The organism is Mitsuaria sp. PDC51 (assembly GCF_900113225.1).
In the GTDB taxonomy this organism is placed as follows: domain Bacteria; phylum Pseudomonadota; class Gammaproteobacteria; order Burkholderiales; family Burkholderiaceae_C; genus Roseateles.
In genome coordinates this window covers 1,533,912-1,559,961 of record NZ_FOZE01000001.1, presented here as the reverse complement: position 1 = coordinate 1,559,961, position 26,050 = coordinate 1,533,912, and the positions used below count along the sequence as shown (strand labels likewise).

The following is a 26,050-nucleotide window of genomic DNA, read 5'->3' as shown; positions in this document are numbered from 1 at the left end:
GGCGCGCGTGGCGCCTCGATCACGGCCGTTCCCATCTCAGCTCGCGGCGGCCAGCTTGGCCGGACCGGGGACGTAGCTGTTGGCGACGATCTCGCCGAAGGGGCCCGTCAGCTTGGGCGCGCTGAGCTTCTCGCGCAGCGCCAGCGGCAGCAGCGGGAACACCAGCTCGGCGAAGCGGTAGGCCTCCTCCAGGTGCGGATAGCCGCTGAGCACGAAGTACTCCAGGCCCAGCGCGGCGTATTCCTGGAGCCGGTCGGCCACCTGCTGCGGATTGCCGACCAGCGCCGTGCCCGCACCGCCACGCACCAGGCCGACGCCGGCCCACAGGTTGGGCGAGATCTCCAGCCCGCTGCGGATGTCGTCCTTGTTGAAACGACCCTTGTGCAGCTCGGCCATGCGGCGCTGCCCCACCGAATCCATCGCGGCGAACTTGGCCTGCGCCGCCGCGATCACGTCCTCGTCGAGGTGCTTCACCAGGTCGCCGGCGGCGGCCCAGGCTTCCTCCTCGGTCTCGCGGACGATCACATGCAGGCGGATGCCGTACTCGAGGCGGCGCCCCTTGGCCTGCGCGCGTTGGCGCACTTCGCCCAGCTTCTCGGCGACGGCCGCGGGCGGCTCGCCCCAGGTCAGGTAGGTGTCGACCTGCTCGGCCGCCAGCTCGATCGCCGGTCCCGATGACCCGCCGAAGAACACCGGCGGATAGGGCCGGCTCACCGGCGGGTACAGCAGCTTGCCGCCCTTCACCCGCAGCTGGTCGCCGTCGAAGTCGACGGCCTCGCCCTCGTGGCTGGCGCGCAGCACCTCGCGCCACACGGTCAGGAACTCGGTGGACAGCGCGTAGCGCTCCTCATGCGGCAGGAACAGGCCGTCGCCGGCCAGTTCGTCCGGATCGCCGCCGGTGACCAGGTTGACCAGCAGTCGCCCGCCGGAGAGCCGGTCCAGCGTCGCCGCCATGCGCGCGGACTGCACCGGCTGCACCAGCCCCGGCCGCAGCGCGACGAGGAACTTCAGGCGCCGCGTCGCCTCGATCAGGCTGGCCGCGACGATCCAGCTGTCCTCGCAGCTGCGGCCGGTGGGCAGCAACACGCCCTCGTAGCCGAGGCTGTCGGCCGCGATCGCGACCTGGCGGTAGTAGTCGAAGTCCGCGACGCGGGCGCCCCTGGAGGTGCCGAGGTAGCGCGAGTCGCCGTGCGTGGGGATGAACCAGAGGATCTTCATGGGGGGACCTTCTCTCGTCGTGCCGCTCACTTGGCGGCGGTGCGGACCGACTTCGGCAGCGCGTCGGCGATGCGGATGGGCTTGGGGATCAGCTTCAGCGCATGGAAGGCGTCGGCGATCTTCTGCTGCTCGGCGGCGATCGCCGGCGTGATCGGCTGGATGCCGTAGGCGAAGCGCGCGGCGGCGAGCTCGGTGGTCGCCACGTCCAGGCCGATCTGCGGCGCGAGCAAGGCCGCCACGGCGGCGGTGTTGGCCTCGGACCAGCGGTCCAGCCGCGCCAGTTCGTCGACGATCGCCTGCACCACCTGCGGATGCTTCTCCGCGTAGCCGCGCGCGGCCAGGTAGAACTGGTGGTTCGCGACCACGCCCTTGCCGTCGGCGATCACGCGCGCGCCGAGCTGCCGCTCGGCCGCGGCGAGGAAGGGATCCCAGATCACCCAGGCGTCGACGGCGCCGCGTTCGAAGGCGGCGCGCGCGTCGGCCGGCGGCAGGTAGACGACCTGGATGTCGCTGTACTTCAGGCCCTGCTTCTCCAGCAGCTTGACCAGCAGGTAGTGGACGTTGGAGCCCTTGTTCAGCACCACCTTGCGGCCCTTGAGATCGGCCAGCGTGCGCACCGGCGAGTCCTTGGGCACGACCAGCGCCTCGGCCGCCGGTGCGGGCGGCTGGTTGGCGACATAGACCAGGTCCGCGCCGGCCGCCTGCGCGAAGATCGGCGGCGCCTCGCCGACGGTGCCGAAGTCGACGGAACCGACGTTCAGCCCCTCGAGCAGCTGCGGGCCGGCGGGGAACTCGGTCCACTTCACCGTGATGCCCAGCGGCGCCAGGCGCTTCTCCAGGTCGCCCTTGGCCTTCAGCACGGTCAGCGTGCCGTACTTCTGGAAGCCGATGCGGAGCTCGGTGGGATTGGCCGGCGCCTGCGCGTGCGCGCCTGCATGCAGGCCGAGCGTCGCGGCGAGCGCGGCAGAGAAGGTGACGGCGCGGATCAGCGCCGCGCGGCGATCGAGGAAGAGCTTCATGAGGAGGTCGCGGAGTGGGAGGTTGTTGGAGAGCGCCGGCCAAGGCCGACGTTCAGAGGACCAGGGCGGGACGCGCGATGGGCGCCGCGCGCTCGGGCGTGGGCACGCGATCGATCACCTGCGAGGCGCCCACCAGCAGGCGGCGGGCGATGTCGTCGCCGACGCGGTACTCGCCGGCGGCATCCTTGGCGATCTGCGCGTCGCTGGCATAGACGCCATCGATGTGCGAGCGCGCCCCGAGCGCGGACAGCACCGGCAGCAGGCCGTAGTCGAGCGCCAGCAGATGCGCGAGGCTGCCGCCCGTCGCGAGCGTCCAGACCGTCTTTCCGGCCAGGCCGTCCTGCGGCAGCAGATCGAGGAAGACCTTCAGCAGCCCGCTGTAGGCCGCCTTGTAGATGGGGGTCGCGATGACGATGGTCTTCGCCTCGGCGACCGAGGCGAGCGCCTCGCGCAGGGTCGCATCCCCGATGTCCGCATGAAGCAGCGCCTGCGCGGGCAGATCGCGCAGCTTGAGGGTGCGGGTCGGGAGCCCGTGGTGATGCAGGCGCTGCGCCGCGGCGCTCAGCAAGGCGCCGGAGCGCGAGTGGACACTGGGACTGGCGGCGATGAGCAGGACGGACATGGCGGTCGGGGGATGAAGCAGGGACCGGGTCATTCTGCGAATCGGCCGTCATTCCCTGAACGAAGCAGAACGCCGATGGATAGGCGTAAAACGGCTATCGCCAGACGCCCGGGCACAACGCACCGAAGCCCCTCGCCCGCTTGCGGGAGAGGGGTGGGGGTGAGGGCCGATCACCCCGGTGGTGCCAACGCCGACAACACCTGCCCCCGCAGCGCCCCCAGTTCGGCGCTCCCACGCCCCCGGGGGTGCGGCACCCCGACGGGAATCTCCCGCACGATGCGCCCCGGCGCTGCCCCGAGCACCAGCACCCGATCGGCGAGCAGCACCGCTTCCTCGATGTCATGCGTCACGAGCAGCAGGCTGGTGCCATGCGCCCGCGCCACCTCCCGCACCAGGTCCTGCAGCTTCATTCGCGTGAACGCATCCAGCGCCGAGAACGGCTCATCCAGCAGCAGCACGCGCGGCCGCGTGTAGAGCGCCCTCGCGATCGCCGCCCGCTGCGCCTGACCGCCGGACAGCTGGCGCGGCAGCGCGTCCTCCAGTCCGGCCAGTCCGACCTCCTCGAGCAACCGCCTCACCCAGGCTTCGTCATGCCCTTGCCCGAGATCGAACCCGACGTTCTCCGCCACGGTCAGCCACGGGAACAGCCGTGGTTCCTGGAAGACGACCCCGATGTCCCGATCCGGCCCCTGCCGCGCCCGCCCGCCGAGCCGGACCTCGCCGCTGAAATCGGGGTCCAGCCCCGCCACGATGCGCAGCAGCGTGCTCTTGCCGCAGCCGCTCGCGCCGACCAGCGCGAGCACCTCCCCCGCCGCCAACGCGAAGCGGACGTCGGACAGCACCGGCGTTTCGCGCCGCGAGGCCTGTGCCCCGCCACCTTGGCCATTCCCGCGAACCTCGCCGGCCGAGCCCACCACGCTGGCCGCACCGGCGAATCGCTTCGCCCTCACCTGCACTTCGAGCACGCTCATGCCGGGCCTCCAAAGCTGTCGCGCCAGTGCAGCGCGCGTTGTTCCACCGTGGCCATCAGGCTGTCCGTGAGCTTGCCCAGCAGGGCCAGCAGCACGATCGCCGCCAGCACCAGGTCGGCCCGTCCGGTCTCGCGGCCGTCGGTCAGCAGGTAGCCCAGGCCGCGGCTCGCCGCGATCAGCTCGGCCGCGACCATGAACATCCACGCCAGGCTGAGCCCGTTGCGCAGGCCGGTCAGCAGCGCCGGCAGCGCCGCGGGCAGCAGCACGCGCCGCGCCAGCGCCGCTCGGCCGAACCCGCGCAGCCGGGCGACCTCGACCAGCTTGCGGTCCACGTCGCGGAAACCCGCGGACACGCCCATGTAGACGGGGAAGAACGCGCCGATCGCGATCAGCGCGAGCTTGGACGCCTCGTCGATGCCCAGCCAGAGCTGCAGCAGCGGCACCCAGGCCAGCGACGGGATCGCGCGCAGGGCCTGGAAGCTCGGCGTCAGCACCGCCGCCGCCGTGGCCGACAAGCCCACCAGCGCGCCCAGCAGCACCGCGAGGATCGCGCCCAGTGCGAAGCCGCCAGCCACGCGCAGGCTGCTGGCGACCACATGCGGGACGAGCTGGCCATCGCGCGCCATCTGCGCCAGCGCGGCGCCGACATCGCTCGGCGCGGGCAGCAGGTGCGGCGCGATCCAGCCGAGCCGCACCGCGGCCTCGGCCAGCACCAGCAGCGCCACGGGCGGCAAGGCGCCGAGCAGCCAGGCCGGCCACCGGCCGGCGGCCGCATCCGTCCCGCCCGCCGCATTCGCAACATTCGCCGCAACTGCCGCAGCCGCCGGCTGCTCCGGCAACACCGGTCCGAGCGAGGCCACGGCCCGCGCGATCAGGTCGGGATCGGCGCTCATCGCGGCCCGCTCGCGCCCGCTCACGCCTTCACCAGCCCGGTGGCGAAGCGCGTGTCGACCAGATCGGCGATCGTGCGATTCAGGTCCACGCCCGGCTTGACCAGCTGCTCCGCCGTCAGGATCGGCGCCGCCGCCTGCAGCGCCTTCAGATGCTCGTCCGACGGCTGGGGACGCGAGAAATCGCTGCGCAGCTTCACCTGCAGCAACGCCACCGGCAGGCTGACCTTGGCCTCCTCCGACAGGATCTTCGCGGCATCCGACGGATTCGCCAGCGTCCAGGCCCGCGCGCGTTCGTACGCGGCGATCACGCGGCGCACCGTCTGCGGGTGCCGGGCCAGGAACTCCTCGCGCACGTTGAGGAAGCCATAGGTGTTGAAGCCGACGTTGCGGTACAGCAGCTTCGAGCCGGCGTCGAGCTCGCTCGCCGCCATCAGCGGATCCAGCCCGGCCCAGGCGTCGACGCGCCCCTGCTCCAGCGCCGCGCGGCCGTCGGCATGCTGGAGGGCGACATGCTCGATGTCGCCGCGCTTGAGGCCGACGGTGTGCAGCGCGCGCAGCAGGAACAGATAGGGGTCGGTGCCTTTGGTCGCCGCGATCCGGCGTCCCTTCAAGTCGGCGAGGGACCGGATGCCGGAGTCGCCGCGCACCACCAGTGCCGTCCATTCCGGCCGCGAAAAGACATAGGGCGTGCGGATCGGATTGCCGTTCGCGCGCGCCAGCAGCGCGGCCAGGCCGGCGGTGGAGCCGACGTCCAGGCTGCCCGCGTTCAGGTACTCCAGCGCGCGGTTGCTGCCGGCGCTCAGCACCCAGCGCACCGCGGTGCCGTCCTTGGCCAGGTCTTCCTCCAGCCAGCCGAAGCGGCGGAGCACCAGGCTGGTGGGCGAGTAATACGCGTAGTCGAGCCGCAACTCCTTCGGCGCCGCGGTGCCCTGCGCGCGCGCGCCGACGCTGGTGAGCCCGGCGAGGCCAGCGGCCAGGCCCGCGCCCAGCGCCAGGGCGTCGCGCCGTGTCGGCGGCAGCGCTTGCTTTGAATCGTTCCTTCGGCTCATGCGGCAGGCTCCGTCAAGGGAATGGTCAGGGAAGTGAGGGACAGATCGGTGGCGGCATCGACAGCGGGGGCAGCGGCGTGGCGGGCGGCGTCGTGGCCCGCGGTCGAGCGCGCGTCCTGCGGCGTACCGATCCGGACCTGCCGCCCCGCGTGATTCGCCGGCAGCCGATCGCCACGATCAAAGAGCCGGGCTCGCAGCGTCGGCGCCGTCGCGTCGGCGTCGTCGGCACCGGGCCCGTGCTCGGGTGGGTAGCGCCCGCGCCGGCGCAGCTCGGGCACCACCAGCTCGACGACATCGCGGAAGGTCTCATGCGCCAGCGCATAGGTCAGGTTGAAGCCGTCGAGGCCGGTGGCCGCCTGCCAGTCGAGCAGTTGATCGGCGACCTGCGCCGGATCGCCGACGAACACCGGTCCCCGCCCGCCCAGCCCGATGAACGCGGCGGCCTCGCCGACGGTCCAGCGCCGCGTCGGGTCCGCGCTGCTGAACGAGGCCAGCGCCGTGCGACCCGCCTGCGTGTCGAGGTAGTCGATGGTCGCGTCCAGCGGATAGCGGCTGAAGTCGACGCCGGTCCAGCCCGACAGCAGCGCCAGCGCGGCCTCAATGTCGACATGGCGCTCCAGGTCCTTGAGCTTGGCCTGCGCCGCTTCGGCCGTCGGCGCGGTGATGATCAGCGCCTGTCCGTAGATCAGCACGTCGCCCGGCGCACGGCCGGCGGCCACGACGGCCTCGCGCAGGCCGTCCACGTAGCCCTTCACCACCGCCTTGCTGGGGCCGCTGACGAAGATGCACTCCGCATGCCGGCCGGCGAAGGCGCGGCCGCGGCTCGAGGTGCCGGCCTGGAACAACACCGGCGTGCGCTGCGGCGACGGCTCGCACAGGTGCACGCCGGGCACGCGGTAGTGCGGGCCGCGGTGGTGGATCGCACGGACCTTGGAGGGGTCGGTGTAGACCCGCCCCAACTTGTCGCGCCGCACCGCGTCGTCCGCCCAGCTCAGCTCCCAGAGCTTGTAGACGACGTCGAGGTACTCGTCGGCCAGGTCGTAGCGCTCGTCATGCGCGCGCTGGCCGTCCTGCCCCAGGTTGCGCGCCGCGCTGTCGAGATAGCCGGTGACGATGTTCCAGCCGATGCGCCCTCGGGTCAGGTGGTCCAGCGTCGACATGCGCCGCGCGAAGCTGTACGGCGGCTCGTAGGTGAGCGCGACCGTGACGCCGAAACCGAGCCGCCGCGTCACCGAGGCCATCAGCGGCACCAGCGCCAGCGGATCGTTCAGCGGCACCTGCACCGCATGGCGCAGCGCCGCGTCGGGCGAGTTGCCATGGACGTCGTAGACACCCAGCACATCGGCCAGGAAGACGCTGTCGAAGCCGCCGCGCTCGAGCAGGCGCGCCAGCTCGAGCCAGTAGTCCGGATCGGTGTAGCGATGGGACTCGTCGCGCGGATGCGTCCACAGGCCCGGGGACTGGTGCCCGACCGTGTTCATCGCAAAGGCGTTGAAGCGCACCGGCTTGGGCGCGCCAGGGTCCGGCGCGGCGCCCTTCGCGTGCGCGCTCATTGCAGGAACGCGGGCCGCGCGTAACCGGGGAACTTCTGCAACAGCACCGTCTTGAACTCCGGTGCGCGGAATGCGTCGTTCAGCGCCTTCGCCCAGGGCTGGCCCTTGTCCTTGCCCTTCACCGCGACGACCAGCATGTAGTGGTCGGGCGTCTTCTCCAGCAGCAGCGCGTCGCTCAGCTTGAGCCCGCTGGAGATCGCGAAGTTGCCGTTGACGATCGCGTACTCCGCGTCGTCCAGCGTGCGCGGGATCTGCGCGGCCTCGATGGGCTGCAGCTTCAGTTGCAGCGGGTTGGAGGCGATGTCCTTCTCGGTCACCCGGATCGGATCGGCGCCCGGCTTCAGCGTCAGCAGCTTCTGCTCGGCCAGCAGTGCCAGGCCGTGCGCCAGGTTGGCCGGGTCGTTGGCCAGCGTGATGCGGTCGCCCGGTTTCACCTCGGCCAGGCTCTTGCGCTTCTTCGAATAGATCCCGAACGGCGCCATCGGCCCCTGCACCACGTCCACGATGTCCAGCCCGCGGTCTTCGCGGAAGCGGTTGAGGTAGGTGATGTGCTGGAAGAAGTTGGCGTCCAGCGCGCCCTGGGCCAGCGCGATGTTGGGCTGCACGTAGTCGTTGAACTCGACCAGCTTGACGGTGTAGCCGCGCTTCTCCAGCAGCGGCTTGATGCCCTGGCGCAGCACCTCGATGTTGGAGCCGGCGGTGGCGCCGATCGTCAGTTCCTTCTTGTCCTGCGCGTGGACGAGGGGCGTGGACAGCGCGGCGGCGCTCAGCGCGAGGGCCAGCAGCGTGCGGCGGGCAACGGTCATCGGGAATCCTTGGAAGTGGACGTGAAGTGAATGGGGATGGGGACGGCCGCGCCCTGGCGCGGGCTCGCTCAGCGCTTGTCGAGCCGCCGCGCGACGCGGTGGCCAGTGAACTGGATCAGCTGCACGAGCGCGACGAGGATGGCCACGGTCAGCACCATGACGTCGGTCTGGAAGCGGTAGTAGCCGTAGCGGATCGCGAGGTCGCCGATGCCGCCGCCGCCGACCACGCCGGCCACCGCCGAGTAGGACAGGAAGCTGATCGCCAGCACCGTCAGCGCGCCCACCAGGCCGGCGCGGGCCTCGCGCACCAGCACGCGCAGCACGATCTGGCTCTCCGAGGCGCCCATCGCCTGGGCCGCCTCGATGACGCCGCGCGGCACCTCGCGCAGGCACTGCTCGACCAGGCGCGCGAAGTACGGGATCGCGGCGAAGGACAGCGGCACCGCCGCCGCCAGCGGTCCGATCGAGGTGCCGGCGATGACGCGCGTGATCGGCACCAGCGCGACCAGCAGGATGATGAACGGGAAGCTGCGCACGGTGTTCACCAGCGCGTTGACGATCCGGTGCACGAGCGCCGCGCCGCGATGGCCGGACAGCGACTGGCCCGGGCTCAGCAGGAAGAGCAGCACGCCCAGCGGCCCGCCGAGCAGCACCGCCGCGCTCAGGCCGATCGCCAGCATCAGCGCGGTCTGGCCGAGCGCGATCCCGATCTCGGGCAGCAGGCCGACGAGGTTCTCAAGCATGGCGGACCTCCCGGCGCCCGAGGGCGGCGATCACCGCGGAGGTCTCGAGCGCCGACTGGTCCAGCGCGGCCAGCCTGGCCTCGCGCCACTGCAGCCGCACCAGCTCGAGCCCGAGCGGCGATGTCGCGTGGCGCGACGCGTCGGCCACGTCGAACTGCTCGACCAGGCGCCCGTCCGCGATCACCGCGGCGCGCTGGCACAGCGCCTGCACCACCTCCAGCTCGTGGGTGACGATCACGATCGTCACGCCCAGCCGCGTGTTGATGTCGCGCAGCGTGGCGAGCAGCTCGCCGGTGGTCGCCGCGTCGAGCGCGGACGTCGGCTCGTCGCACAGCAGCACGTCGGGTCGAGGCGCCAGCGCCCGCGCGATCGCGACCCGCTGTTTCTGTCCGCCGCTCAGCTGCGCCGGGTAGTGGTCGGCCTTGTCGGCCAGTCCCACCAGCGCGAGGCTCTCGGCCACGCGCGCATCGATCTCGCGGCGCGAGTGCCCCGCGTGCAGCCGCAGCGGGAAGGCGACGTTCTCCGCCGCGGTCGCGTTCTGCAGCAGGTTGAAGTGCTGGAAGATCATCCCCAGCCGCTGGCGCTCGCGCCGCAGCTCCACCGGCTTCAGGGCCGTCAGCTCGCGGCTGCCCAGATGCACCCGTCCGGCGTCGGGACGCTCCAGCAGGTTGATCAGGCGCAGCAGCGTCGACTTGCCGGCGCCGCTGCGGCCGATCAGGCCGAGGACCTCGCCGGCGTGCACCGACAGGCTGGCCTCGCGCACGGCCTCGAAGCGCCGGCCGTCCGGCAGCGCGAAGGACTTGGACACGCCGTCGAGGCGGATCAGCGGCTCGCTCATGGGCATCTCGATCAGGAGTAGGCCGTCGGATCGGGAATCCGGCCGTCGAGGAAGAAGCGGCCGAGGTCGCGCAGCTTGTAGTCGACCGGGTCGTGCAGCGTGTGCACCCGCGCGTTGCGCCAGAAGCGGTCGAGGCCGAACTCGGCGGCGGTGCTGCGCGCGCCGGTCAACTCGAACAGCTGGCTGCCCACCTCGACGCTGGCGCGATGCGCCAGCACCTTGGCCTCGGCGACGGCGAGCGCGACCTCGCCCCGCTCCTGCGCCGTCAGCGCCTCGCCGCGCTCCAGGGCGCGGCGCAGCAGGTCGACCGCATCGGCCGCGACGGCCTGCGCCGCGCGGACCTTCAACCACAGGTCGCCGTAGCGGTGCTGCACCAGCGGATCGTCGACCGCGCGGGCCACGCCGGAGGCGGACCACGGCCGGGCGCGCGTCGCGGTGTAGCGGCGCGCCTCGTCGAAGGCGCCTTCCGCCAGGCCCAGGTAGAGCTGCGCCATGATCAGCTGCGCGATCTGGGAGCGCAGCGTGGCGCGCGGCGTCGGTCCCTGGCCGGGGACCTGCAGCAGTTCCTCGTCGTCCAGGCGCACCGCGTCGAAGCGCACCGTGCCGCTGTCGGTCTGGCGCTGGCCGAAGGCATCCCAGTCCTGCTCGACCCGCACGCCCTCGCGCCGCGTCGGCACGATGCCGATCAGGAAGCCGCCGTCGGCGGTGGTCGCCGACACGGTCAGGCGATCGGAGCCGAGCGCGCCGGAGCAGAAGCCCTTCGCGCCCTGGAGGCGCCAGCCGCCGCCCTCGCGCGCGGCGGTCAGCCGGGTGTCGGCCGGGTTCAGCGCGTTGCCCCAGAACAGGCGCTGCTCGGCGGTCTCGCGCAGGTGGCGCGCGCCGTGGGCCGTCGCGGCCGGCCCGCCGTACAGCGACACGCCATAGAGCTGGAGGTGGTGGAAGGCCAGCACGTGGGCGAGCGCGCTGTCGACGCGGGCCAGCCGCCGCACGACTTCGTAGAACTCGGGAAGGCCGCCACCCAGGCCGCCGTGCGCCTCGGGGATGGTCAGCGCGAGCAGGCCACTGGCGCGGATCAGCTCACGCTGCTCGGCGGCGTGGCCGCCTTCGCGGTCGCGTCGCACCGCCGTGGCGGCGAGCTGCTGCGCCACCTGGTCCAGGCCCGGACCCAACACCTGGGCGAGCGAAGCCGCGACCGGGACGGTCGTGGCGGAGGCGGCGGTCTGGGGAAGGTCGTCGGAACGACGGAGCACGGGAGCGGTCATCGGGGGCACTCGGGGCGCGGCTAGCGCGATGGCGCCGAGTGTTCCCGTCCGGCCGTGCGGACCGAAGCGAGAAATTCGTCTGTGCTTATGCGGCCCTCAGGCCGCGCCGCTCAACCAGGTACAGGCCGTCTTCGCCGCCTCCGCGTTGCTCTGGATGCCGACCTCCTGCGCCATCGCCCGCATGGCCTGGGCGCAGCGCTCGATGTGGCGGCGGTCCGGATGCCAGGGCCCCGCCGCGCTCCCGCTGCTCTGCAGGTTCGCGTTCTTCGTGTAGACGACGCGCCAGAGCGTCTGCTTGAGGTCGCTGGCATTCATGGCGCGCAGTATTCCGGCACCGCCCGCCGCCGCGGCAGAGGCCATCGCCGCCAGCGCCTGTCGGCAATCGCCCGACAATCGCCCGACAACGGGGCGCGGCGTGCGGAAGTGGCGCCCCGGGCTTGCCCCAGGGCAGTGCGTCCGCGCGGGCTGTTAATCTGCCATTCATGAACCTGCTGCTCGCCGAAGACGATGCGATCCTGGCCGACGCCCTGTGCGAACAGATGCGCGCCAGCGGCTTCACCGTGGAGCACGCGCCCAATGGCGCCGTCGCCCAATACCTGCTGGCCAAGCAGCAGTTCGACGTGGTGGTGCTGGACCTGGGCCTGCCGATGGTCAGCGGCATCGACGTGCTGCGCCAGCTGCGCCAGACCGACGCGTCGCTGCCGGTGCTGATCCTGACGGCGCTGGACAGCCTGGAGGACCGGGTCGCCGGCCTCAACGCCGGCGCCGACGACTACCTGACCAAGCCCTTCGATTTCCCCGAACTGGAAGCCCGGCTGCGCGCGCTGCTGCGCCGCAGCCGCGCGCTCAAGGCCAGCACCGAGCTGGGCCAGCTCAGCATGCAGCGCGAGACCCGCAGCGCCCAGGTGCGCGGCGAGATGCTGGAGCTGAGCCCGCGCGAGTTCGACCTGCTGGACCTGCTGCTGACCCACCAGGGCCGCGTGATCACGAAGGAGCAGATCAACCAGGCCTGGTCGGGCGACCGCGCCGCGCCCAGCGCGAGCGACGGCGCGGCGACCAACGCGGTGGAGGTCTACATCCATCGCCTGCGCCGCAAGCTCGAGGGCGCGCAGGTGGCGATCCGCACCGTGCGCGGGCTCGGCTACCTGCTGGAGCTGGAGCGGGCCTGAGGTCCCGCCCCGCGCTGCCCTGACCCGTGCCTCGCCCGCCGTCCGCCACGACCCGCGCGCCATGAGCCCCTCGCGGTTCTCGCTCAAGCGCCAGCTGCTGCTGTGGCTGCTGCTGCCGCAGGTGGTGCTGTGGCTGGCCGGTGCGGTCTTCAGCTACCGGCTCGCCGGCCGCTACGCCAACGAGGCCGTCGACGCGGCGCTGCTGCAGGCCACGCGCTCGCTCGCGCGCCAAGTCAAGCCGATGGGCAACGGGCTGCTGATCGACTTCCCTCGCGCCGCGCAGGACGTGCTCGAGGCCGACCCGAGCGACAAGCTGCTCTACACCGTCAGCTCGCCGCCGGGCCAGTTCATCCTGGGTAACCGCAACCTGCCCAGTCCGCCGGCGATGCCGGCCAGCCCGCCGCTGGGCCAGGCCCAGTTCTACGACGGCGAGATCGAGTCCGACGGCGCCCGCGCCGTCTCGCCGGTGCGAGTGGCCGCGCTGTACCTGCAGTTCGGCGAAAACCCCCGCGCCCAGCAGACCATGCTGGTGCAGGTGGCGCGCTCCAGCGCCAACCGCGAGCTGCTCGCGCGCCGGCTGCTGATCGACACGATGCTGCCGCTGTCGGTCCTGATCGTGCTGATGAGCATGATCGTGTGGGCCGGCGTCGGAGCGGGCCTGGCGCCGATCGCGCGGCTGCGCCGGCTGGTCGAGGGCCGCAAGCCCAACGACCTGCGGCCCATCGAGCTCGATGCCGCGCCGCAGGAACTGCGCTCGCTCGCGCAGGCCATCAACGATCTGCTCGAGGCCGTCAGCCACAACGTCGAGGCCCAGCGCCGCTTCATCAGCGACGCCGCCCATCAGCTGCGCACGCCGCTGGCGGGCCTCAAGAGCCAGAGCGAACTCGCGCTCGCCGAGGCGCCGCCCGGTCCGCTGACGATGCGGCTGGCGCGCGTGCATGAAGGCGCCTCCCGCAGCGCGCATCTCGTGAACCAGCTGCTCGCGCTCGCGCGCACCGAGCCGGAGTCGCTGCAGCGCCAGACGCCGGTGCGCTTCGACCTGGGCCGCCTGGCCCGCGAGGTCACCGCCGAGCTGGTGCCGCGCGCGCTGCAGCAAAACGTCGACCTGGGCTACGACGGGCCGGACAGCGATCCGGAGTGCACCTCTCCATCGCAGCTCGACGATCGGCATGGCGCGGGGCCGGAGACCGACGACGCCGACGGCGCGCCCGGGCGGCCGGTGGCGGTCGTCGGCATCCCGCTGCTGCTGCGCGAGGCGCTGGTCAACCTGATCGACAACGCCCTGCGCTACGCCGGCCGCGGCGCGCGGGTGACGGTGCAGGTGCACGAGGCGGGCGATCACGCGGAACTCGTCGTCACCGACAACGGCCCGGGCGTCCCCGAGGCCCTGCGTGAGCAGGTCTTCGAGCGCTTCTTCCGCGCCACCCACGAGGGCAATGGCTGCGGCCTGGGCCTGGCGATCGTCAAGGAGATCGTCGAGCGCCACGGCGGCCGCATCGGGCTGTCCACCGCCCGACCGCGCGGACTGCGCGTCTCGATCCAGCTGCCGATCGCGGCCTGACGGCCACGGCAGCCACTGCGACCGCCTTAGGCGTCTCAGGCGCCTCGGCCGCACCGCCATCCGCCCCCACGCACCAGCCCGACCCCGCCGAGCGCTGTTCGCCCGCCTACACGGATTTCACGCACCACGGCGCTAGTGGTAAGCACCAATATAGTTTCATTAATGGAAAATTAAAGTTCAGCCCGCATGCAAGAAAGATAAACGTCCGATTAACGGAGCACGCCCGGAGCGCCGTTCCTCGGACCCACACCGGAGACTGAACATGACCTGCACCCCGCGCGCCGCGCGCATCCCTGGCGTTCGCGCCACGCTCTCCACCGCCGCCGGCCTGCTGCTGGCCGCGGGCTCCGCCCACGCCCTGGACTACACCGGCTACCTGCGCGCCGGCCCGGGCGGCACCACCGACGGCGGCGCCAGCCGCGCCTGCTACGCCCTCAATGGCGGCACCAGCGGCATGAAGTACCGCCTGGGCAACGAGTGCGACATCTACGGCGAGTTCCAACTCGCGCAAGGCTTCAAGAAGGACGGCATCGACTACAAGGTCGTGCTGATGACCGACTACTGGAACCCGCATTCCGACGCCGACGACGCCAAGCACCTGCGCCTGGCGCAGATGTATGTCGAGGCCAAGGGCTTCGACTTCCTGCCCGAGGCCACCGTCTGGGCCGGCAAGGAACGCGGCCGCCGCGGCGACGTCCACATCGTCGACACCTACTTCACCGAGATGGCCGGCATCGGCGCCGGCATGAAGGGCATCCCGGTCGGCCCGGGCAAGCTCGGCGTCGCCTACTACACCAACGACAAGGACACCAACCAGCGCCCCGGCCATCGCGGCAACGTCGAGTACGTCGACATCCCGACCAACACCGACGGCACGCTGGCCTTCTTCGGCACGGCCACCAAGTCGCAGTTCGCCGGCGGCACCAACGGCTGGGGCCTGGCCGCCAAGCATGTGCAGAGCAAGCTGTTCGGCACCTCGCTGAACAACGTGCTGTGGGTGCAGTACGCGCAGGGCTCGACCGGGCTGAACTCCAATTTCGGCAACCAGACCGACACCTCCGCGGCGAAGAAGTTCCGCGTCGTCGAGTCGGTCAACTTCCAGCAGGGCGCCTGGGGCGGCATGGGCATGCTGCTGTGGGCCAACGAGAAGGACAACGCCGGCAAGGCGACGGTGTCCACCTCCATCGGCGGTCGCGTGTCTTACGGGGTCACCCGCAACTTCAAGCTGCTCACCGAAGCCGGCGTGTCGCAATACAAGCCCGACGGCGGCCAGCGCGCGCGCCTGACCAAGGTGACCTTCGCGCCGACGCTGTCCACCGGCCCGGCGCTGATGGATCGCCCCGAGTTCCGCCTCTATGTCACCCACGCCAAGTGGAACAAGGCCGCCGGCAACGTGACCGGCGTGGCCGGCTACGACGGCGAGACCTCCGGCACCAGCTTCGGCGCGCAGGTCGAAGTCTGGTTCTGATATCCCACCGATGACGCGCCCGGGGGCGGCAGCCCGCTCCCGCGGCCTCGCATGACAACATTCGCTCCAACTTCCCGACGACACGGAGACAACGGAATGACCCAGCTCAAGCAACTTTCCCAGGCCGCGGCGCTGTGCGCGCTGATGGCCGCCGGCGCGGCGCAGGCCGGCGAGGTCGAGGTCCTGCACTGGTGGACCAGCGGCGGCGAGGCCAAGGCCGCCACCGCGCTCAAGGCCACGCTGCAGAAGCAGGGCCACACCTGGAAGGACTTCGCGGTCGCCGGCGGCGGCGGCGACTCGGCCATGACGGTGCTGAAGTCGCGCGTGGTGTCCGGCAACGCGCCGGCGGCCGCGCAGATCAAGGGCCCGTCGCTGCAGGAATGGGCGGCCGAAGGCGTGCTGACCAACGTCGACGCCGTCGCCGCGGCCGGCAAGTGGGACGAGGTGATCCCGCCGGTGGTCGCCAACATCATGAAGTACAAGGGCCACTACATCGCCGCGCCGGTCAACGTGCACCGCGTGAACTGGCTGTGGGCCAACCCCGAGGCGCTGAAGAAGGCCGGCGCCAAGCTGCCCACCACCTGGGACGAGTTCTTCGTCACCGCCGAGGCGCTGAAGAAGGCCGGCATCATCCCGGTGGCGCATGGCGGCCAGAACTGGCAGGACTTCACCGTCTTCGAATCGGTGGCGCTGGGCGTCGGCGGCGTGGACTTCTACAAGAAGGCGCTGGTGCAGCTCGATCCGGCCACGCTGACCGGCCCGCAGATGGAGAAGGTGCTCACCACCTTCAAGCGCATCAAGGACTACACCGACAAGAACGCCCCCGGGCGTGACTGGAACCTGGCCACCGCCATGGTGATCAAGGGCGAGGCCGGCATGCAGCTGATGGGCGACTGGGCCAAGGGCGAGTTCATCGCCGCGGGCAAGGCGCCGGGCAAGGACTTCACCTGCACCGCCGCCCCCGGCACGCAGAAGGCCTTCACCTTCAACATCGACTCCTTCGCGCTGTTCAAGCTGAAGAACGCCGCCAACGAGAAGGCCCAGCAGGACCTGGCCACCGCGATCATGTCGCCGGAGTTCCAGGAGCTGTTCAACCTGAACAAGGGCTCGATCCCGGTGCGCACCGGCATGAAGATGGACAAGTTCGACGACTGCGCCAAGCAGTCGGCCACCGACTTCGCCGCCGATGCCAAGTCCGGCACCCTGGTGCCGTCGATCGCGCACGGCATGGCGGTCCCCGCGGCCGCCGAGGGCGCGATGAAGGACGTCGTCAGCCAGTTCTGGAACAGCGACAAGATGACCGCCAAGGACGCGCAGGCGCGCCTGGCCGCGGCGGCGAAGACCAAGTAAGCCGGGGGGCCGCGAAGACCCTCACCCCTGCCCTCTCCCGCAAGCGGGAGAGGGAGTCTTCCGGCTCCGCTCGTCGGTCCTTGGTCCTTGGTCCTTGGTCCTTGGTCCTTGGTCCTGGTCCCTGGTACCTGGTACCTGGTCCCTGGTCCTGGTCCTGGTCCTGGTCCTGGTCCTGGGCCTTGGGCCTTGGGCCCAGGTCCTTGATCTTTGGCCGTTTGCCTTCCATCCTTCCCACGCGCCACGCCGGCGCCCTGCAGGTCCGCACCGCATGTCCGCCTCCCGAGCCCCCCGCAGTCCCTGGCTTCCCAAGCTGGTGGTCGCGCCGACCTTCCTGATCTCCTTCCTCTTCATCTACGGCCTGATGGCGTGGAACGGCTACCTGTCGTTGTCCGCGTCGCGGCTGCTGCCGAACTACGAGTTCGTCGGCCTGGACCAGTACCGCGCGCTGTTCGACAACGAGCGCTGGTGGCTCGCGCTGACCAACCTGGGCATCTTCGGCGCGCTGTTCATCGGCGGCGCGATGGCCGTGGGCCTGCTGCTGGCCATCCTGCTGGACCAGAAGATCCGCGGCGAAGGCGTGCTGCGCACGGTCTACCTGTACCCGATGGCGCTGTCCTTCATCGTGACCGGCACCGCGTGGAAGTGGATCCTCAACCCGGGCCTGGGCATCGAGCACCTGATGCAGCAGTGGGGCTTCGAGTCCTTCAGCTTCGGCTGGCTGGTCGACCCGGACATGGCCATCTACTGCGTGGTCATCGCGGGCGTGTGGCAGTCGGCGGGTTTCGTGATGGCACTGTTCCTGGCGGGGCTGCGCGGCATCGACGACTCGATCATCAAGGCCGCGCAGGTCGACGGCGCATCGCTGCCGCGCATCTACTGGCGCATCATCATCCCGACGCTGCGCCCGGTGTTCTTCTCGACGCTGATGGTCGTGGCGCACATCGCGATCAAGAGCTTCGACCTGGTGATGGCGCTGACCGCGGGCGGTCCCGGCTACGCCACCGACCTGCCGGCGACCTTCATGTACACGATGGCCTTCTCGCGCGGCCAGATCGGCCTGGGCGCGGCCAGCGCCACGGTGATGCTGGCCACGATCGCGGCCATCGTCGTTCCCTACCTCTATTCCGAGCTCCGCTCGAAGCAGTGATCCCGTGCGGGACGAGCGACGCGACATGAGCCACACCCTTTCCCCCTCCCCGGCCGGATCCCGGCACCTGACCGCGCAGCGCCTGCTGCTGTGGGCCGTGCTGCTGGTCTTCGCCTTCTTCTTCCTGCTGCCGCTGTACGTGATGGTCAGCACCTCGCTCAAGAGCATGGACGAGGTGCGCACCGGCACGCTGCTGTCGGTGCCGCTGAGCCCCTCGCTGGACGCCTGGTCCAAGGCCTGGCACAGCGCCTGCACCGGCACCGACTGCGGCGGGCTCAAGCCCTTCTTCATGAACTCGGTGCTGATGGTGGTGCCGGCCGTGCTGATCTCGACGGCGCTCGGCGCGATCAATGGCTACGTGCTCACCAAGTGGCGCTTCCGCGGCAGCGAGCTGCTGTTCGGGCTGCTGCTGTTCGGCGTGTTCATGCCGATGCAGGTCGTGCTGCTGCCGATGAGCCAGGTGCTGGGCACGCTGGGCATCGCGAGCTCGGTGTGGGGCCTGATCCTGGTCCACATCCTGGCCGGCATGCCCTCGACCACGCTGTTCTTCCGCAACTACTACGCCGGCCTGCCCGACGAGCTGATCAAGGCCGCGACGCTGGACGGCGCCTCGTTCTGGCAGATCTTCTGGCGCATCGTGGTGCCGCTGTCCACGCCCATCCTGGTCGTGACGCTGATCTGGCAGTTCACCTCGATCTGGAACGACTTCCTGTACGGGGTGGTGTTCTCCGGCGCGGACAGCAAGCCGATCACGGTCGGGCTGAACAACCTGGCCAACACGTCCAGCTCGGTCAAGGAATACAACGTGGACATGGCCGCGGCGCTGATCGCCGCGCTGCCGACGCTCGTGGTCTACATCGTCGCGGGCAAGTACTTCGTGCGCGGGCTCACCGCCGGCGCCGTCAAGGGTTAAGAGGAGTCAACGCATGGGCGCGCTCGCCATTTCTCAGGTCCGCAAGAGCTACGGCTCGGCCGACATCCTCAAGGGCATCGATCTGTCGATCGAGGCCGGCGAATTCCTGATCCTGGTCGGCCCCTCGGGCTGCGGCAAGTCCACGCTGCTGGCGATGATCGCCGGGCTGGAGCATCCGACCTCGGGCTCGATCCACATCGGCGACCGCGACGTCACCTACGCGCCGAGCAAGGACCGCGACATCGCGATGGTGTTCCAGAGCTACGCGCTCTATCCCAACATGAACGTCGCGCAGAACATCGCCTTCGGCCTGGAGATGCGCAAGGTGCCCAAGGCGCAGCGCGACGAGACGGTGCAGCGCGTGGCGAAGATGCTGCAGATCGGCCACCTGCTGGACCGCAAGCCGGGGCAGCTCTCCGGCGGCCAGCGCCAGCGCGTGGCGATGGGCCGGGCGCTGGCGCGCGATCCCAAGCTCTTCCTGTTCGACGAACCGCTGTCCAACCTGGACGCGAAGCTGCGCATCGAGATGCGCGCCGAGATCAAGCTGCTGCACCAGCGCACGAAGACCACCACCGTCTACGTCACCCACGACCAGGTCGAGGCGATGACGCTGGGCGACCGGATCGCGGTGATGCGCGATGGCCTGGTGCAGCAGTTCGGCACGCCGGAGGAGATCTACACGCGGCCGGCCAACCGCTTCGTGGCCGAGTTCATCGGCTCGCCGACGATGAACTTCGTCAGCGCGCAGCGCGGCGCCGCCGGTCTGGCGGCCAGCGGCCAGGCCATGCCGGTGAACGCGGCGCAGCAGGCGGCGATCGGCGCTACCGGCGAGGTGCTCTACGGCGTGCGACCGGAACACATCCGGCTCGCCGACGGCAACGACGGCGGCCTGCCCGGCGTGCTGAAGATGAGCGAGCCCACCGGCCCGGAGACCTACCTGCTGGTCGACACCCCGACCGGCCCGATGACCGCCCGCGTGGCGGGCAATCCTCACCTCAACGTCGGTGATGCGGTGCGGCTGCAATGGGCGGCGGAGTCGGCGCACCTGTTCGACGCGAAGGACGAGCGCCGCCTGGCGTGATCGGACCGGCGGGCCGGTCGTTCAGGGCGGCCGTTCAAGCCGCTCGGGTCGTCCGGGCGTTCGGATCGTTCGTGCCGCCGGAGCGGCTCGGGCTGTTCGGACCCGGCGGCCGCAGGCGCAGCCAGACCGTCTGCGCCACGAGCGCCGCGGCGAGCCCCAGCGCGACCCAGGCGGACGTGTCCGCCCCCGTCATCGGCGAGGACCGCTGCTTCAGGTAGACCCCGACCAGGCCCCAGACCGCCGCCGCGGCGAAGGCCAGCGCCGCGGGTCCGGTGCCGGGCGCATGCAACCGCGCATTCGCCACCAGCAGCAGCAAGGCGGCGAGCGCCCACAGCACCAGCGTCCACGGCAGTTGATCGACGGTGGGCAGCAACTGCTGCGCGACGATCACCTGCGCGGTGTTCAGGAACGCCGCCAGCGACAGCCATCCGGCATGCAGCGCCAGCGGCAGCACCGCGAGCCATGAGGGCGCGCCGCGCGGCACCGCCCGCGCCAGCAGCATCAGCGCCCACAGCAGGCTGATCAGCGCCAGCCAGATGATGGCCAGCGCCAGCCAGAACCATTGCTGGGAGAACACGATCATCCAGCTCGCGGTGAGCGCGAAGCCGGCGACCACCAGCCAGTGGCAGCGATGGGAATCGCGATCCCCTTCCCGGTCGGGCACCGGCTGGCCGCGCAGCAGCCAGGCCGCGGCAACGAGGTCGAGCAGGAAGATCACGCCCCAGATGGAGAAGGCGTAGCCGTCGGCGACGAGCAGGGTCGGATAACGATCCGAGATCGTGCCGTTGTCGGGGCCGAAGACGCCGCGCTGCGTGGCCCAGGCCACGAGGGGCATGGCCAGGGCGGCGAGGAGGACAAGCACTTGATGCATGGCAGTAGGCGGGGAGTTTGCTCCGCTCGGGCAATGCGCGTACCCCCGGGACCACGTGGCCCCGGCCATTCACTGTTTTTGCATACAGCTATGATGCCGCCCCATGTGTGCCGCCCTTGCCGACGCCCCGCCCCGCGCGGCCGACGTCTTCGCCGACCTGAATCCCGAGCAGCGCTCGGCGGTCGAGCACGGCCTCGATGGACACGGCGTTCCCGGGCACGGCCCGCTGCTGGTGATCGCCGGCGCCGGCTCGGGCAAGACCAAGACGCTGGCAGCGCGCGTCGCGCGCCTGATCCAGTCAGGCGCGGACCCGCAGCGCCTGCTGCTGCTGACCTTCTCCCGCCGTGCCGCTGGCGAGATGGAACGCCGCGCCGGCCGCATGCTGCATCGCGCGCTCGGCCTGGGCGCCACGCAGGCGCCGCCGCGCTTCCCCTGGGCCGGCACCTTCCACAGCGTGGGCGCGCGCCTGCTGCGCGAATACGCCCATCGCATCGGCCTCGCGCCCAACTTCACCATCCTCGACCGCGCCGACGCCGAGGACCTGATGGGCCTGCAGCGGCAGGCCTTGGGCCTGGCCGAGACCACCGAGCGCTTCCCGCTCAAGGCCACCTGCCTGACGATCTATTCGCGCGTCGTCAACAGCGAGGCGCGGCTGGACCAGGTGCTGCAGGACCACTTCCCCTGGTGCTTCCCGGTGCATGACGGGCTCAAGCGCCTGTTCAAGGCCTACGTCGAGGACAAGCAGCGCCAGCAGCTGCTGGACTACGACGACCTGCTGCTCTACTGGGCCGAGCTGATGAGCGACGACGGCCTGGCCGCCGAGCTCGGGGAGCGCTTCCAGCATGTGCTGGTCGACGAGTACCAGGACACCAACCGGTTGCAGGCGACGATCCTGCGCCGGCTCAAGCCACGCGGCGAGCACCTGACGGTGGTGGGCGACGACGCGCAGGCGATCTACTCGTTCCGCGCGGCCGAGGTGCGCAACATCCTCGAGTTCCCGGTCCAGTTCGACCCGCCCGCGCGGGTGATCGCGCTGGAGCGCAACTACCGCTCCACGCAGCCGATCCTGGACGCGTCCAACGCGGTCATCGCGATGGCCCGCGAGCGGCACGAGAAGCGGCTGTGGACCGACAAGGCCTCGACCGAGCGGCCGCAGCTGGTGACGGTCGACGACGAGGCGCGCCAGGCCCAATGGGTCGCCGACAAGGTGCTCGAGCGGCGCGAGCAGGGCCTGCGGCTGAAGCGCCAGGCGGTGCTGTTCCGCACCTCGAGCCACGCCGCGCCGCTGGAGCTGGAACTGACGCGGCGCAACATCCCGTTCGTCAAGTTCGGCGGCCTGAAATTCCTGGAGAGCACGCATGTGAAGGACGTGCTGAGCGTGCTGCGCTGGGCCGAGAACCCGCGCGGGCGGCTGGCGGGATTCCGCGTCGCGCAGTTGCTGCCCGGCTTCGGGCCGGCGAGCGCGCGTCGGCTGATCGACGCGATGTCGCCCGCGGCGGACCCGGTGCAGGCGCTGCGCGCATTCGAGCCGCCCCGCGCCGCGGCCGCGTCATGGTCGGCGCTGCGCGACCTGCTGGCCGGGCTCATCGGCGATCCGCAGTGGCCGATGGACCTGGAGTCGGTGGTGGAGTGGTACGCGCCCCACCTGGAGCGGCTGCACGACGACGCACCGGTGCGCCTGGCCGACCTGGAACAGGTCGCACGCATCGCGCAGGGCTACGGCTCGCGGGAGCGCTTCCTGACCGAGCTGACGCTGGACCCGCCCGAGGCGAGCAGCGACGAATCCGGCGTCCCGCTGAAGGACGAGGACTACCTGATCCTGTCGACCATCCATTCGGCCAAGGGGCAGGAGTGGAACGCGGTCTACCTGCTGAACTGCGTGGACGGCTGCCTGCCGTCGGACCTGAGCACCGGCGCGCAGGCGCAGATCGAGGAGGAACGGCGGCTGCTGTACGTCGCGATGACGCGGGCGAAGGAGCACCTGGCGGTGATGGTGCCGCAGCGCTTCTACGTCACGCAGCAGACGCGGCACGGCGACCGCCACCTCTACGCGAGCGTGTCGCGCTTCCTGCCCGGCAAGGTGGTGCGCCACTTCGACAAGCTGGGGCCGGCCAACCAGACGCAGGCGGCGCTGCCGGAACTGGTCAAGCCCGCGATGGACGTCGCGGCGAGGCTGCGCAAGGTCTGGGACTGAGTTCCTCCTGGGCGCCCGCGAGCGGCTGGTGCGTCGCAGGACGAAAAGCGCAGCGCACGCGTAACGCACGTTACGGCACGCGCCGATGGACGCCCGGCGCGCAGCACTTAAACTTCCCGCCGGTCAATGCCTGACCCCGACGCCCTCCCCGGCCCTGCCCGCCTGTCACGCCTGCCGCCCACCGCCGTGTCGATCCGCCACACCGTCCTCCGCACCCTCGCCCACACCAACTGGCGCCTCGCGCTGCCGGCCCTGGCCCTGACCTGCGGCAGTCTGATCGTGCAGGCCGCCAGCGACGACCCCGAGGTCGTCGTCCCCACGACCGCGCCCACCTCGGCCGCGATCGGACCGACCGGCGTCGTGACGCCCGCGGTGCCGGCACCGATGGCCTCGGCGCCGTCGGCCGGCCAGGCACCGCAGACCGCCGCGGCTCCGGTGTCGCCCGCCACGCCGGTCGACGAACCGCTGATGAAGCTGCCGGTCAACGCCCGCCACATGCTGGTGATCGACGACAGCGGCCGCGTGCTGATGGCCAAGGATGCCGACACCGTCGTGCCCATCGCCTCGCTGACCAAGCTGATGACGGCCATGGTGGTGCTGGACGCCAAGCAGGACATGAACGAGGAGATCCGCATCGACGACGCCGACGTCGACCGCCTCAAGCACAGCCGCTCGCGGGTGCGCGTGGGCGCGACCATGAGCCGGGAGGCGGCGCTGGAGCTGGCGCTGATCTCGTCCGAGAACCGCGCGGCTTCGGCGTTGGCGCGCCACTTCCCCGGCGGGCTGCCGGCCTACGAGGCGGCGGTCGCCGCCAAGATCCGGGCGCTGGGCCTGTCGCACACGGCGCTGGCCGATCCGACCGGCCTGTCACCCCACAACACCTCGACGGCCGCCGAGGTCGCCCGCATCGCCGCCGCCGCGGCCCGCTATCCGGTGATCGCGCGCATCAGCAGCGACAAGTCCAGCGAGGTCGAGGTCAACGGCCGGCCGCGCGAGCTGCGCAACACCAACCACCTGGTCGGCGCCAAGGGCTGGGACATCCGCCTGTCCAAGACCGGCTACACCGAAGAAGCCGGCCGCTGCCTGGCGATGCGCATGAAGAGCGGCGGCCAGACCATCACCGTCGTGCTGCTCGACGCGGACGGCTCCGCGCAGCGACTGCGCGACGCCGCCGCGATCCGCAAGTCCCTCGCCAAGATCGCCGCGGTCTGACGAGGCCGCGTCCCTGCGGACGCGGACCAGCCGATCACCGCCGCATTCGATCGCCTCCGCCGGCTGGGACCGGCGATACAAGGAGTTCCCCATGAATCGCCGCCACTGGCTCGGCGCCGCCAGCGCCTGGGCCGCCGCATGGCCGCTCGCCGCGCAAGCGGACGCGCCGCCGCCCGCCGATCGCCTGCCCTTCGCCGAGCCGCCAAGGCCCGCGCGCATGCGGGTGTCGGCGGACCGCATCGTCGACATCACCGTCTGCACCCGCCCGTTCCGGGCCCAGGGGCCGCGCATCGAGGCGCAGCGACTGCACGGCAAGACCGTCATCCACCATTACGGCCACGGCGGCGCGGGCTGGTCGCTCTCCTGGGGCTCGGCGACGCTGGGGGCGCTGCCCTTGATCCGTCGCACCGGGGAGCGGCGCATCGCCGTGATCGGCTGCGGCGCGGTGGGCCTGACCACCGCGCGCGTGGCGCAGCGCGCCGGCCTTCGGGTGCGCATCTACTGCCGCGAGCGCCCGCCCGCGGTGGCCTCCACCTTCGCCACCGGCATGTGGTCGCCCGACTCGCGCGTGGTCACGGCCGAGCATGCGACGCCGGCCTTCAACGCGATGTGGGAACGCATGGCCCGCCACAGTTTCCGGGCCTGGCAGGACCAACTCGGGTTGCCCGGCGCGCCGGTTGAATGGCGCGACGGCTATGTGCTGTCCGACCTGCCCTTCGACCAACCGCTGCCCGCCGGACAGGGCGGCCATGGCGGCCCGGCCGAGCCCGACTATCCCGAGCTGCTGGACCTCATCCCCGACCTGCATCCGCGCTCCGCGCCGCTGAGCCCGGCGCAGCACCCGTTCCCGGTGCCGCATGCGCGCCGCTTCACCCAGATGACCTTCAACATCCGCCCCTACCAGCGGCTGCTGATGGAAGACTTCTTCCGCGAAGGCGGCGAGATCGTCACCCGGGACTTCAACGACGCGCGCGATCTGGCCGGCCTGCCCGAGCGCACGATCGTCAACTGCACCGGCTACGGCGCGCGGGCGCTGTTCCGCGATGACACGCTGATCCCGGTGCGCGGCCAGATCGCGCGGCTGGTGCCGCAACCGGAGGTGGACTACATGGTCGCCTGGCGCGGGCACAACCTGATGGTCGTGCCGCGGCGTGACGGCCTGCTGGTCCAGGCCCAGGGCGAGCACGACTTCAACAACCCGGACCGCAGCATCGATCGGGCGATGAGCGAGGCCGCCGTCGCGCGCTTGGCCGCTCTGTTCGCCTGAGCCGCGTCGCGGACGTTCCCACGAAACGCGCTCGTGACGCGATGCGTTGAGGTCGATCAAGGACCTCGGACCTTTGACCTCGCCGCCACACCGGGCCATGCCGACGCCGACCTAGCATCGCTGGTTCCTCCCCTCTCAACAGGAACCCGCGCATGCATCACCGCTCTCCCTATCCGACCGCCAAGCCACAGCCCTCTTGGCATCCTGACTTCCCGCTGCTCATGCATCGTCTGGATGAGCACTCCGTCCACATCCACGAACTGCGCGGCGACGTCCGTGAGCTCAAGACCTCGATCGACGCCGTGCGCATCGAATCGCGCGACCAGGTGGATGCGCTGCGCAAGGACTCGCAGCAGCAACTCGAGACCTTTCGCAAGGATTCGCAGCAGCAACTCGAGACCTTCCGCAAGGAATCGCAGCAGCAACTCGACACGTTCCGCAAGGATTCGCAGCAGCAGCTCGACACCTTCCGCAGGGAGTCGCAGCAGCAACTCGACGCCTTCCGCAGGGAAACACAGCAGCACCTTCAGGAGATGCGTGCCGAGATCGCCAGCACGGTCCACTCCTGCGTGTCCGCTGCGGTGGCTCCGCTCTGCGAGCGCTTCAACACGCTGAACGAGCGCGTCAACAACGCCGGGCTTGCGTCGGACGCGCGCCTGCTGAAGTGGTTCGCCGGCTCGGCGGCCAGCTCCTCGGGTTTGGCGATCATCGTCTCCCGGATGCTCTCGTGAGCCCGCCCGCGGCCCCACGCCACGCGCCCTCCTCCGTCACCGCCAGTAGGCCTCGTCCTACCCGCCCCATGACCCGTCGGAGCTACCGTCTAGCCATCTCGGCAGACCGGGT

The 26,050-nt window shown here is 70.9% G+C and carries 24 protein-coding genes; 11 read left to right on the top strand and 13 right to left on the bottom strand.

Annotated elements, in window-relative coordinates:
* Positions 1 to 36 precede the first annotated feature (36 nt).
* The 12 genes from ssuD to BM393_RS06820 all read right to left on the bottom strand — a co-directional run bounded on the left by ssuD (position 37) and on the right by BM393_RS06820 (position 11,289).
* Positions 37 to 1,218, bottom strand: a complete 1,182-nt coding sequence (ssuD, locus tag BM393_RS06875) for an FMNH2-dependent alkanesulfonate monooxygenase (RefSeq protein WP_091723873.1) — start codon at positions 1,216 to 1,218, stop codon at positions 37 to 39.
* 26 nt (positions 1,219 to 1,244) lie between these two features.
* Positions 1,245 to 2,237: a sulfonate ABC transporter substrate-binding protein gene (locus BM393_RS06870; protein ID WP_091723870.1), complete on the bottom strand. Its 993-nt coding sequence runs from the start codon at positions 2,235 to 2,237 to the stop codon at positions 1,245 to 1,247.
* A gap of 52 nt (positions 2,238 to 2,289) precedes the next feature.
* The gene (ssuE, locus tag BM393_RS06865; protein WP_091723867.1) at positions 2,290 to 2,859 is read right to left on the bottom strand and encodes an NADPH-dependent FMN reductase; all 570 of its coding nucleotides are present in this window, start codon (positions 2,857 to 2,859) and stop codon (positions 2,290 to 2,292) included.
* A 170-nt stretch (positions 2,860 to 3,029) separates the two neighbouring features.
* The gene (locus BM393_RS06860) at positions 3,030 to 3,830 is read right to left on the bottom strand and encodes an ABC transporter ATP-binding protein (RefSeq protein ID WP_091723864.1); all 801 of its coding nucleotides are present in this window, start codon (positions 3,828 to 3,830) and stop codon (positions 3,030 to 3,032) included.
* Complete coding sequence (locus BM393_RS06855) at positions 3,827 to 4,723, bottom strand: ABC transporter permease (RefSeq protein ID WP_091723862.1); 897 nt, start codon at positions 4,721 to 4,723, stop codon at positions 3,827 to 3,829. The genes BM393_RS06860 and BM393_RS06855 overlap by 4 nt, the downstream gene beginning before the upstream one ends.
* Before the next feature lie 20 nt (positions 4,724 to 4,743).
* Entirely contained in the window at positions 4,744 to 5,772 is a 1,029-nt protein-coding gene (locus BM393_RS06850) for an aliphatic sulfonate ABC transporter substrate-binding protein (RefSeq protein WP_091723859.1), read from the bottom strand.
* Positions 5,769 to 7,325 (bottom strand): LLM class flavin-dependent oxidoreductase, encoded by a 1,557-nt coding sequence (locus tag BM393_RS06845; RefSeq protein WP_091723857.1) that lies wholly within the window; start codon positions 7,323 to 7,325, stop codon positions 5,769 to 5,771. The genes BM393_RS06850 and BM393_RS06845 overlap by 4 nt, the downstream gene beginning before the upstream one ends.
* Complete coding sequence (locus tag BM393_RS06840) at positions 7,322 to 8,131, bottom strand: MetQ/NlpA family ABC transporter substrate-binding protein (RefSeq protein ID WP_091723855.1); 810 nt, start codon at positions 8,129 to 8,131, stop codon at positions 7,322 to 7,324. The genes BM393_RS06845 and BM393_RS06840 overlap by 4 nt, the downstream gene beginning before the upstream one ends.
* Positions 8,132 to 8,199: 68 nt before the next feature.
* Positions 8,200 to 8,874: a methionine ABC transporter permease gene (locus BM393_RS06835; RefSeq protein ID WP_091723853.1), complete on the bottom strand. Its 675-nt coding sequence runs from the start codon at positions 8,872 to 8,874 to the stop codon at positions 8,200 to 8,202.
* Complete coding sequence (locus BM393_RS06830; protein ID WP_254783237.1) at positions 8,867 to 9,712, bottom strand: methionine ABC transporter ATP-binding protein; 846 nt, start codon at positions 9,710 to 9,712, stop codon at positions 8,867 to 8,869. Before BM393_RS06830 ends, BM393_RS06835 begins: the two co-directional genes overlap by 8 nt.
* Positions 9,713 to 9,723: 11 nt before the next feature.
* A complete protein-coding gene (locus tag BM393_RS06825) occupies positions 9,724 to 10,974 on the bottom strand; it encodes an acyl-CoA dehydrogenase family protein (RefSeq protein ID WP_091723847.1) in 1,251 nt (416 codons plus the stop codon).
* Positions 10,975 to 11,070: 96 nt separating this feature from the next.
* Entirely contained in the window at positions 11,071 to 11,289 is a 219-nt protein-coding gene (locus BM393_RS06820; RefSeq protein WP_091723845.1) for a hypothetical protein, read from the bottom strand.
* A 167-nt stretch (positions 11,290 to 11,456) separates the two neighbouring features.
* On the opposite strand from BM393_RS06820, the gene BM393_RS06815 reads away from it, so the two are divergent.
* The 7 genes from BM393_RS06815 (at position 11,457) to BM393_RS06785 (ending at position 19,663) form a co-directional block, all read left to right on the top strand.
* Positions 11,457 to 12,143, top strand: a complete 687-nt coding sequence (locus BM393_RS06815) for a response regulator transcription factor (protein WP_091723842.1) — start codon at positions 11,457 to 11,459, stop codon at positions 12,141 to 12,143.
* A 61-nt stretch (positions 12,144 to 12,204) separates the two neighbouring features.
* Positions 12,205 to 13,704 (top strand): sensor histidine kinase, encoded by a 1,500-nt coding sequence (locus tag BM393_RS06810; protein ID WP_091723839.1) that lies wholly within the window; start codon positions 12,205 to 12,207, stop codon positions 13,702 to 13,704.
* A 262-nt stretch (positions 13,705 to 13,966) separates the two neighbouring features.
* Complete coding sequence (locus BM393_RS06805; RefSeq protein WP_091723837.1) at positions 13,967 to 15,172, top strand: carbohydrate porin; 1,206 nt, start codon at positions 13,967 to 13,969, stop codon at positions 15,170 to 15,172.
* Between the two features lie 96 nt (positions 15,173 to 15,268).
* Entirely contained in the window at positions 15,269 to 16,522 is a 1,254-nt protein-coding gene (locus BM393_RS06800) for an ABC transporter substrate-binding protein (RefSeq protein ID WP_091723835.1), read from the top strand.
* Positions 16,523 to 16,790: 268 nt separating this feature from the next.
* Positions 16,791 to 17,669, top strand: a complete 879-nt coding sequence (locus tag BM393_RS06795) for a carbohydrate ABC transporter permease (RefSeq protein ID WP_091723832.1) — start codon at positions 16,791 to 16,793, stop codon at positions 17,667 to 17,669.
* A 25-nt stretch (positions 17,670 to 17,694) separates the two neighbouring features.
* A complete protein-coding gene (locus BM393_RS06790; protein WP_091723830.1) occupies positions 17,695 to 18,582 on the top strand; it encodes a carbohydrate ABC transporter permease in 888 nt (295 codons plus the stop codon).
* Between the two features lie 13 nt (positions 18,583 to 18,595).
* Entirely contained in the window at positions 18,596 to 19,663 is a 1,068-nt protein-coding gene (locus tag BM393_RS06785; RefSeq protein ID WP_091723828.1) for an ABC transporter ATP-binding protein, read from the top strand.
* A 34-nt stretch (positions 19,664 to 19,697) separates the two neighbouring features.
* Here BM393_RS06785 and BM393_RS06780 read toward each other — a convergent pair whose 3' ends face one another.
* Complete coding sequence (locus BM393_RS06780; protein ID WP_217648395.1) at positions 19,698 to 20,534, bottom strand: hypothetical protein; 837 nt, start codon at positions 20,532 to 20,534, stop codon at positions 19,698 to 19,700.
* Positions 20,535 to 20,637: 103 nt separating this feature from the next.
* Here BM393_RS06780 and BM393_RS06775 point away from each other — a divergent pair, with 103 nt between their 5' ends.
* The 4 genes from BM393_RS06775 (at position 20,638) to BM393_RS06760 (ending at position 25,938) form a co-directional block, all read left to right on the top strand.
* Positions 20,638 to 22,728, top strand: coding sequence for an ATP-dependent helicase (locus BM393_RS06775; protein ID WP_091723826.1), 2,091 nt, complete (start codon positions 20,638 to 20,640; stop codon positions 22,726 to 22,728).
* Positions 22,729 to 22,854: 126 nt separating this feature from the next.
* Positions 22,855 to 23,940: a serine hydrolase gene (locus tag BM393_RS06770; protein ID WP_091723824.1), complete on the top strand. Its 1,086-nt coding sequence runs from the start codon at positions 22,855 to 22,857 to the stop codon at positions 23,938 to 23,940.
* A gap of 91 nt (positions 23,941 to 24,031) precedes the next feature.
* The gene (locus BM393_RS06765) at positions 24,032 to 25,207 is read left to right on the top strand and encodes an FAD-dependent oxidoreductase (RefSeq protein WP_091723822.1); all 1,176 of its coding nucleotides are present in this window, start codon (positions 24,032 to 24,034) and stop codon (positions 25,205 to 25,207) included.
* Between the two features lie 221 nt (positions 25,208 to 25,428).
* Positions 25,429 to 25,938: a hypothetical protein gene (locus BM393_RS06760; protein WP_217648394.1), complete on the top strand. Its 510-nt coding sequence runs from the start codon at positions 25,429 to 25,431 to the stop codon at positions 25,936 to 25,938.
* Positions 25,939 to 26,050: the final 112 nt, after the last annotated feature.

Excerpts from the sequence above, each read along its gene's own strand:
- BM393_RS06830 (WP_254783237.1), bottom strand. The coding sequence starts at position 9,712 with ATGAGCGAGCCGCTGATCCGCCTCGACGGCGTGTCCAAGTCCTTCGCG.
- BM393_RS06850 (WP_091723859.1), bottom strand. The coding sequence starts at position 5,772 with ATGAGCCGAAGGAACGATTCAAAGCAAGCGCTGCCGCCGACACGGCGC.
- BM393_RS06820 (WP_091723845.1), bottom strand. The coding sequence starts at position 11,289 with ATGAATGCCAGCGACCTCAAGCAGACGCTCTGGCGCGTCGTCTACACG.
- BM393_RS06815 (WP_091723842.1), top strand. The coding sequence starts at position 11,457 with ATGAACCTGCTGCTCGCCGAAGACGATGCGATCCTGGCCGACGCCCTG.
- BM393_RS06810 (WP_091723839.1), top strand. The coding sequence starts at position 12,205 with ATGAGCCCCTCGCGGTTCTCGCTCAAGCGCCAGCTGCTGCTGTGGCTG.
- BM393_RS06795 (WP_091723832.1), top strand. The coding sequence starts at position 16,791 with ATGTCCGCCTCCCGAGCCCCCCGCAGTCCCTGGCTTCCCAAGCTGGTG.
- BM393_RS06835 (WP_091723853.1), bottom strand. The coding sequence starts at position 8,874 with ATGCTTGAGAACCTCGTCGGCCTGCTGCCCGAGATCGGGATCGCGCTC.
- BM393_RS06785 (WP_091723828.1), top strand. The coding sequence starts at position 18,596 with ATGGGCGCGCTCGCCATTTCTCAGGTCCGCAAGAGCTACGGCTCGGCC.
- ssuE (WP_091723867.1), bottom strand. The coding sequence starts at position 2,859 with ATGTCCGTCCTGCTCATCGCCGCCAGTCCCAGTGTCCACTCGCGCTCC.
- BM393_RS06860 (WP_091723864.1), bottom strand. The coding sequence starts at position 3,830 with ATGAGCGTGCTCGAAGTGCAGGTGAGGGCGAAGCGATTCGCCGGTGCG.
- BM393_RS06840 (WP_091723855.1), bottom strand. The coding sequence starts at position 8,131 with ATGACCGTTGCCCGCCGCACGCTGCTGGCCCTCGCGCTGAGCGCCGCC.
- BM393_RS06825 (WP_091723847.1), bottom strand. The coding sequence starts at position 10,974 with ATGACCGCTCCCGTGCTCCGTCGTTCCGACGACCTTCCCCAGACCGCC.
- BM393_RS06780 (WP_217648395.1), bottom strand. The coding sequence starts at position 20,534 with ATGCATCAAGTGCTTGTCCTCCTCGCCGCCCTGGCCATGCCCCTCGTG.
- BM393_RS06790 (WP_091723830.1), top strand. The coding sequence starts at position 17,695 with ATGAGCCACACCCTTTCCCCCTCCCCGGCCGGATCCCGGCACCTGACC.
- BM393_RS06765 (WP_091723822.1), top strand. The coding sequence starts at position 24,032 with ATGAATCGCCGCCACTGGCTCGGCGCCGCCAGCGCCTGGGCCGCCGCA.
- BM393_RS06870 (WP_091723870.1), bottom strand. The coding sequence starts at position 2,237 with ATGAAGCTCTTCCTCGATCGCCGCGCGGCGCTGATCCGCGCCGTCACC.
- BM393_RS06800 (WP_091723835.1), top strand. The coding sequence starts at position 15,269 with ATGACCCAGCTCAAGCAACTTTCCCAGGCCGCGGCGCTGTGCGCGCTG.
- BM393_RS06760 (WP_217648394.1), top strand. The coding sequence starts at position 25,429 with ATGCATCGTCTGGATGAGCACTCCGTCCACATCCACGAACTGCGCGGC.
- BM393_RS06855 (WP_091723862.1), bottom strand. The coding sequence starts at position 4,723 with ATGAGCGCCGATCCCGACCTGATCGCGCGGGCCGTGGCCTCGCTCGGA.
- ssuD (WP_091723873.1), bottom strand. The coding sequence starts at position 1,218 with ATGAAGATCCTCTGGTTCATCCCCACGCACGGCGACTCGCGCTACCTC.
- BM393_RS06770 (WP_091723824.1), top strand. The coding sequence starts at position 22,855 with ATGCCTGACCCCGACGCCCTCCCCGGCCCTGCCCGCCTGTCACGCCTG.
- BM393_RS06805 (WP_091723837.1), top strand. The coding sequence starts at position 13,967 with ATGACCTGCACCCCGCGCGCCGCGCGCATCCCTGGCGTTCGCGCCACG.
- BM393_RS06775 (WP_091723826.1), top strand. The coding sequence starts at position 20,638 with ATGTGTGCCGCCCTTGCCGACGCCCCGCCCCGCGCGGCCGACGTCTTC.
- BM393_RS06845 (WP_091723857.1), bottom strand. The coding sequence starts at position 7,325 with ATGAGCGCGCACGCGAAGGGCGCCGCGCCGGACCCTGGCGCGCCCAAG.